6 protein-coding genes are annotated in these 6945 nt (G+C 64.1%); 3 read left to right on the plus strand and 3 right to left on the minus strand.

Translation table 11 applies throughout. The annotated features are described in order from the left end of the window. The coding region (locus LO50_RS09505; protein ID WP_487006725.1) for a L,D-transpeptidase scaffold domain-containing protein at nt 1–524 on the minus strand (524 nt) is incomplete at its 3' end. A gap of 152 nt (nt 525–676) precedes the next feature. On the opposite strand from LO50_RS09505, the gene LO50_RS09510 reads away from it, so the two are divergent. Continuing rightward, nucleotides 677–1390: a murein L,D-transpeptidase catalytic domain family protein gene (locus LO50_RS09510; protein ID WP_044314828.1), complete on the plus strand. Its 714-nt coding sequence runs from the start codon at nt 677–679 to the stop codon at nt 1388–1390. 169 nt (nt 1391–1559) lie between these two features. Here the strand turns inward: LO50_RS09510 and tfpB are convergent, their stop codons facing one another. Both tfpB and LO50_RS09520 read right to left on the minus strand, forming a co-directional pair. After that, complete coding sequence (gene tfpB, locus LO50_RS09515; protein ID WP_042923064.1) at nt 1560–3344, minus strand: type IV pilus assembly ATPase TfpB; 1785 nt, start codon at nt 3342–3344, stop codon at nt 1560–1562. Between the two features lie 106 nt (nt 3345–3450). Further along, entirely contained in the window at nt 3451–4815 is a 1365-nt protein-coding gene (locus tag LO50_RS09520; RefSeq protein WP_044314829.1) for a CYTH domain-containing protein, read from the minus strand. Nucleotides 4816–4928: 113 nt separating this feature from the next. Here LO50_RS09520 and LO50_RS09525 point away from each other — a divergent pair, with 113 nt between their 5' ends. Beyond that, nucleotides 4929–5606: a TIGR00153 family protein gene (locus LO50_RS09525; RefSeq protein ID WP_031298440.1), complete on the plus strand. Its 678-nt coding sequence runs from the start codon at nt 4929–4931 to the stop codon at nt 5604–5606. A gap of 39 nt (nt 5607–5645) precedes the next feature. Continuing rightward, nucleotides 5646–6911: an inorganic phosphate transporter gene (locus LO50_RS09530; RefSeq protein WP_014821981.1), complete on the plus strand. Its 1266-nt coding sequence runs from the start codon at nt 5646–5648 to the stop codon at nt 6909–6911. Nucleotides 6912–6945: the final 34 nt, after the last annotated feature.

A 6945-nucleotide genomic window follows, 5' to 3' on the forward strand; every position in this document is an offset into this window, starting at 1 on the left:
CTGCGCCAGATCGGCTCGACATCGGCCTGGCGCAGGCGACCACGGGCCAGATGGTGCAGCGCTTCCAGATAGGCGTGGCTGGTGAGGATGTCAGCGCATTCGCGATGCAGCGGCGCGGTCGACGACTGATAGAGCTGCTCGCGTATGCGCGCCGGCTGATATTGCGCCGGGTCCAGACCGTCATCGGCCAGTTGCGCGAGCTGCTGCAGCAGGCCGTCGAGCGTCGCATAGGAATTCCACACCGGCTGGTGATGCACGGCTGCATAGAATGCCGACAGTCGCTGCAGCGCCTCTGGTTCCAGCCTGTCCGGCATCGCCGTGCAGCGCTCTGGCAGGCTCATCAGCGCGGTTTCGAGCGGCGTCGGCGGCGCGACGAGCGGCTCTGCCGAGGCCGCGATCGGGGCGAGGCAGAGCCAGACGGCAAGACGAAATGCACATTTTTTGAACAATTTATCGCTCCAGGCCATTCCCGTGACTGCTAGACTGCGCGCCTGTAGGGCCGCCGTTCCGGTGTCTGCCGGCATTCTTTCGGGCCCATAAAAACATATCCTGCCGGGCATTGGGCGCACGTTCGTCCCGCCCGGCTTCGTTGCGCTGCTGCTGTGTTCGGCAGCGAGTATGCGGCGCCGGCCAGACAGGAAGTCGTCAGGCCGGGCCCGACGAGGTTGCTTGCTCGATGATGTCCATGCTTCGACGTGCCTGCCTGGCGGCGGGACTTTTCGTTCTCGCTTCTCCTGTCTGGGCGGCCGGTGCAACCTATCAGCCGATGGTCGACAGCCTGGCCCGATTGGCGCCCACGCTCGATCGCGAGGTTCTGACCCACGCCGTCGCGGCCATGCAATGCGCCGTCAACAACGGTGCAAGTGCTGCCCAGCGTCTGGCGGTGATTGATTTCTCGCTGCCCTCCAGCAAGCGACGGCTGTGGATTTTCGATCTGGAAAAGGAAGAGTTGCTGCTCGAGGACCTGGTCGCCCATGGCCAGAAGTCCGGCGACAACCATGCCACGCAGTTCTCCAATACGGTAGGCAGTCACCAGTCCAGCATCGGTCTGTTCCGCACCGCCGAAAGCTACAGCGGCAAGCATGGCTACTCGCTGCGCATGGACGGTCTGGAGCCGGGAATCAATGACCGCGCCCGCGAGCGCGCCATCGTCATCCACCCGGCGGCTTACGTGAATCCTTCCTGGATCGCCACCCAGGGCCGCATCGGCCGCAGCCAGGGCTGCCCGGCGGTACGGCCTGAGGTGGCGCGGATGGTGGTCGATAGCCTCAAGGGCGGCCAGTTCATGTTCTCCTGGTACCCCGACCAGCAATGGCTGCAATCCTCGGCGTATCTCAACTGCAAGCCCAACCAGGTCGCGACCATTCTCGCTGCACGTTCGGGCGGCTGATGCAGCATTCGGATCGTCGCTAGGGTCGGCCTCATCGGCGCAAGTGCGGGCACTGACGCAGGTGCGGTCCGAGGTGGCGTAGGGTGGATCACGCTTCACCGATCCACCGGACGGAGTTGTGGTGGATGTAAAAAGCGACACCCACCCTACAAACGCCTCGAGCCTCCGGCTATTTCTGCTCGCTCTGCGGCGTCACCCGCAGCACTTCTTCCACGGTGGTGAGGCCGGCGGCGATCTTCTGGGCGCCTGAGAGGCGCAGGCTGCGCATGCCATCCTTGAAGGCCTGGCGGCGCAGGGCGACGATGTCGGTGTCGGCGGTGATCAGCGGCTTGATCGCGTCGTTCAGCAGCATGATCTCGTAGACCCCGGCGCGACCGCGGAAACCAGTGTCGCGGCATTCCAGGCAGCCTACCGCCCGTTGCGCGGTGGTCGGCAGCGGGGCGTTCCAGGGTTTGGTCAATGCGCTCCAGTCGTCTGCATCCAGCTGCATCGGCGCCTTGCAGTGCGGGCACAGCGTGCGCACCAGACGCTGGGCCATGACGCCGAGCAGTGTGGCCTTGAGCAGGTAGTGCGGCACGCCCAGTTCCAGCAAGCGGGTGATCGCGCTGGGCGCGTCGTTGGTGTGCAGGGTGGAGAGCACCAGGTGGCCGGTCAGTGCGGCCTGGATGGCCATCTCGGCGGTTTCCAGGTCGCGGATCTCGCCGACCATGATGATGTCTGGGTCCTGACGCATCAGCGCGCGCACGCCGCTGGCGAAGGTCAGATCGATGTTGTGCTGCACCTGCATCTGGTTGAAGGCGCCCTCAATCATCTCGATCGGGTCCTCGATGGTGCAGACGTTCACCTCGGGCGTCGCCAGCTGCTTGAGCGTGGTGTAGAGCGTGGTGGTCTTGCCCGAGCCGGTCGGCCCGGTGACGAGGATGATGCCGTTGGGCTGGCCGGTCATGCTCTGCCAGCGGCGCAGGTCGTCAGCGGAAAAGCCCAGCTGGTCGAAGCCCTTGAGCAGCACTTCGGGGTCGAAGATACGCATCACCATCTTCTCGCCGAATGCCGTTGGCAGCGTCGACAGGCGCAGCTCGACTTCGCCGCCTTCCGGCGTCTTGGTCTTGACCCGGCCATCCTGCGGTTTGCGCTTCTCGGCGACGTTCATCCGGCCGAGAGACTTTAGTCGGCTGACCACCGCCATCGTCACCTGCGGCGGAAACTGATAGACGTTGTGCAGCACGCCGTCGATGCGAAAGCGTACCGAGCCCTGCTCGCGACGCGGCTCGATGTGGATATCGCTGGCGCGTTGCTGGAAGGCGTACTGGAACAGCCAGTCGACGATGTTGACGATGTGCGAGTCGTTGGCGTCCGGTTCCTGATCGCTGGCGCCGAGGTTGAGCAGCTGCTCGAAATTGCCGACGCCGCTGATTTTCTGATCGGTACCACTGGCGCCGCTGACCGACTTGGCCAGGCGGTAGAACTCGACGGTGAAGCGCTGAATGTCGCTCGGGTTGGCCACCACGCGCTTGATCGGGCGCTTGAGCACGTGGGTCAGGTTGGCTTCCCAGCCGTGCACGAAGGGCTGGCTGCTGGCGATGGTGACGGCGCTGCTGTCCACCGCCACTGCGAGAATGCTGTGGCGCTGGGCGAAGGCATAGGACATCAGTGGGGTGACGGCGGCGACGTCGATCTTCAGCGGGTCGATGCGCAGATACGGCTGACCGGCGCGTTCCGCCAGCCAGACGGTCAGTGTTTCCAGATCGAGCTTCTTGCCCGGCCGCTGCAGATCATCAAGCTGCTGCGCGGCGAGAAATTCCAGCGGATGCTGCTGGTTGGCCACCGCGCTGCGGCGGACCGTCAGGCATTGTTCGGCGCTGTCCTGCGCGACCCGCCCCTGGGCGACCAGCTCGCGCAACAGATCGGCGAGATCGAGAGGGCGGTCCTGGGAGGGCGAGTTCAGCACGGACATGGGATTCCTTCGACGCAGCGGCGGGAGAAGCCAAGCTTGCCGCTAAAGCCCCGGCGTTGTCTGCCGCCGGGGTTCAACTTTGAGCAGCTTGCGCCGTCTTGGGGCGTTATTTCTCCAGCTGCTTCCAGGCCTTGAGCGTCCAGACCAGGTGCGCCTGCTCGACGCGCATTTCCAGCGCTTGCTCGTCGATGGGCTGGCGGGCCAGTTCATGCAGCTTGGCCAGCTCGCCGTACAGTCGATCGACTTCCGGCAACTCCAGCACGCTGCGGGCCAGATGCAGCCAGACCAGCAGGCGCTCCATGCGCGGGCTCTGTTCGGCGAGGTCTTCGGGTTGTTGCTGGTAGCGCGGCAGTTGCAGGGACTTGGCTTCTTCCGCCAGCAGATGCAGCAGCCACTTGCCCAGCTCGGCAGCGCCCTGGCGATCGCCGCGCGCATTGCGGCCTTCGGTCCAGCTGCGCTGCAGCAGCCAGAGCGAGGCTTTCAGCGACAGCAGGCCCCAGCGGGTCTGGCCCAGTTCCTCGGCGAACTGCATTGGTGCGGCCTTGCGCACGCCTTCATCGTCCTGGCCGGCTTCGACCCGTGGGCGCCAGTCCTGGATCAGTGCGTCGAGCAGCTCACGCAGCTCACGGCTGCTGGCGCGCGGGGCGGCCTGGCCGAGGCTGCCGAGCAGGGCGCGCAGCTCGATCAGTTGCTGCAGCCAGTCACTCAGCAGTTTCCAGCGGCCATTGAAGCGGTACTGCTCAGCCAGGCGCTGGCTGTTGCCCAGCAGCTGCCAGCCGAGGGCTACCACCGCGTCGTCCAGCGGCATCGTGGCGTCGAGTGCCGGCGCCGGCAGCTGCAGGTTGTAGCCATCGGCGTCATGCAGGCGATAGCCGCGCTCGGCCTTGCTGATGTCGCAGGGCATCAGCGGCAGGTCGGCGGCCAGCTCGGCCGCCAATTCCAGCAGCGCTTCCGGATCGCCCTGGCGCAGCTCGAGCTCCAGTTCGCAGATTTCCTCGGACTGCTTGCCGGCCTTGACCTGGCCCAGATCCAGCGCCGCCTCGATCACCACCTTGGTCTTGCCGCGGCCCCAGGCAATTTCGGCTTTCTCGCGCACGAAGTCGGTGGTGAAGATCGGCTTGAGGCTTTTCTTGTCCAGCTCGGCGAGGCTGGCCGGCCAGCAGTCGTCGCCAAGCTTCTTGGTGTCGAGCTTGGCCTTGTCCAGATACCAGTCCCACTCGTTGCGCTCGGAAAGCCCGGCGACGCTCTGGCCGCGGCTTTTCAGGGTCTGGATAAACTGCTCGCCGTCGCGGCGCAGGCGCAGCGCGACGCGGGCCTGGGCGAGGTCGCGCTCGGCGGTGTCGTAATACTGGTTGAACAGCTCATGGCGCGACCAGCCACTCTTGTTGCGCTTCTTCAGCAGCGGATGATCGCGCAGGGCGAGCAGGGTTTCGCGGCTGGCGCGTAGCTTGATTTCGGTTTCTTTCTGCATGGTGCCGACTGGGTGCCTATGATGTGTGGATGTTGCAGCCTGATGACGCACGGTAGCAGGCGTGATGGCCTGTCCGTATACTTGCCGCCTCTTTCAAGCCGGGGCCATACCCTATGCCAGTCAATCCTTTCGTCAGCTTGTTCGGACGTTCGCCAATCGGCCCGATGCAACAGCATATGGCCAAGTCGCACGAATGTGCAGCGAACCTGGTGCCGCTATTCCAGGCGGTCATGGCCGAAGACTGGGAGAAGGTCGAGCAGATTCAGCAGCAGATGTCGCAGCTGGAAAACGAAGCCGACAAGCTCAAGAAGAGCGTTCGCCAGCACCTGCCCAAGAGCCTGTTCCTGCCGGTGCCGCGCTCCGATCTGCTTGACCTGCTGAGTGTACAGGACAAGATCGCCAACCGCGCCAAGGACATCGCCGGCCTGATGCTGGGTCGCTGCATGACCATCCCGCAGGCACTGCAGCCGCAGATGCTCGCCTACGTGCAACGCACCGTGGATGCCAGCGCCCAGGCGCTGAAAGCGCTGAAGGAACTGGATTCGCTGCTGGAAACCGGCTTCAGCGGCCGCGAAGCCACCCTCGTCGAGAAGATGGTCGAAGAGCTTGAGGAAATCGAGCGGGAAACCGACCGCATGCAGATCACGGTTCGCCGTGCGCTGTTCCATCTGGAAAAGGATTTGCCAGCAGTCGACGTGATCTTTCTCTACAAGATCATCGAATGGATCGGTGATGTAGCCGACCGCGCAGAGCGCGTCGGCAACCGTCTGGAACAACTGCTGGCGCGCTGAGGCGCCAGCATCCTTTCTGGGTTCAACAGGTAATTCCTTATGTCTCTTATTGCGGATTACGGCTTCGTACTCCTGATCCTTGCCTGCGCATTCGGTTTCTTCATGGCCTGGGGCGTGGGCGCCAACGACGTGGCCAATGCCATGGGTACTTCGGTCGGTTCTCGGGCACTGACCATCAAGCAGGCCATCGTCGTGGCCATGATCTTCGAGTTTTGCGGCGCCTACCTGGCCGGCGGCGAAGTCACCGAGACGATCAAGAACGGTATCGTCGACGCAGAGGTTATTTCCCCTGACCTGATGGTGCTGGGGATGATGTCGGCGCTATTGGCCGCCGGCACGTGGCTGCTGATCGCCACCATGAAAGGCTGGCCGGTTTCCACCACGCATTCGATTATCGGCGCGGTGATTGGCTTCGCCGCGGTGGGTGTGTCCACCGATGCGGTGCATTGGGACGCCATCGGCCCGATCGTCGCCAGCTGGGTGGTCACCCCGATGCTGTCCGGCATCGTCGCCTTTGGCCTGTTCATGAGTGTGCAGAAGCTGATCATCAATACCGATCATCCGTTCGAGAACGCCAAGCGCTTCGTGCCGCTGTACATGTTCCTGACCGGCTTCATGGTCGCGCTGATGACGGTCACCAAGGGCCTCAAACATGTCGGTCTGACCCTCAGCAGCGGCCAGGGCATCCTGCTGGCCTTCGGCATCGGCCTGCTGGTGATGCTCGTGGGTATCGCACTGCTCTCGCGGATCAAGGTCGACGTCGAGGCCGACAAGACCTTCCACTTCGCCAGCGTGGAGAAGGTGTTCGCCGTGCTGATGATCTTCACCGCCTGCTCGATGGCCTTCGCTCACGGCGCCAACGACGTCGCCAACGCGGTTGGTCCGCTGGCCGCCATCGTCGGTGTGATCGAATCCGGCGGCGCCGCCGACATCGCCGCCAAGTCCGCCGTGCCGGGCTGGGTGTTGCTGCTCGGTGCGATCGGTATCGTCATCGGTCTGGCCACCTACGGTTACAAGGTGATCGCCACCATCGGCAAGGAAATCACCGAGCTGACCCCAAGCCGCGGCTTCGCCGCCGAATTGGCGACCGCGACCACGGTGGTCGGTGCATCGGCCATCGGTCTGCCGGTTTCCACGACTCACACGCTGGTCGGGGCTGTGCTCGGCATCGGTATCGCGCGCGGTATCGGTGCGCTGAACCTGGGTGTTGTGGGCTCGATCTTCATGTCCTGGTTGATCACCCTGCCGGCCGGTGCATTCCTGGCGATCGTCTTCTTCACCGTGCTCAAATTCATCTTCACCTAACTCCGGCCGATGCCGTCTGCGCCCCGCTTTGGCG

Origin of the sequence: Stutzerimonas stutzeri, assembly GCF_000935215.1 — a bacterium.
In the GTDB taxonomy this organism is placed as follows: Bacteria; Pseudomonadota; Gammaproteobacteria; order Pseudomonadales; family Pseudomonadaceae; genus Stutzerimonas.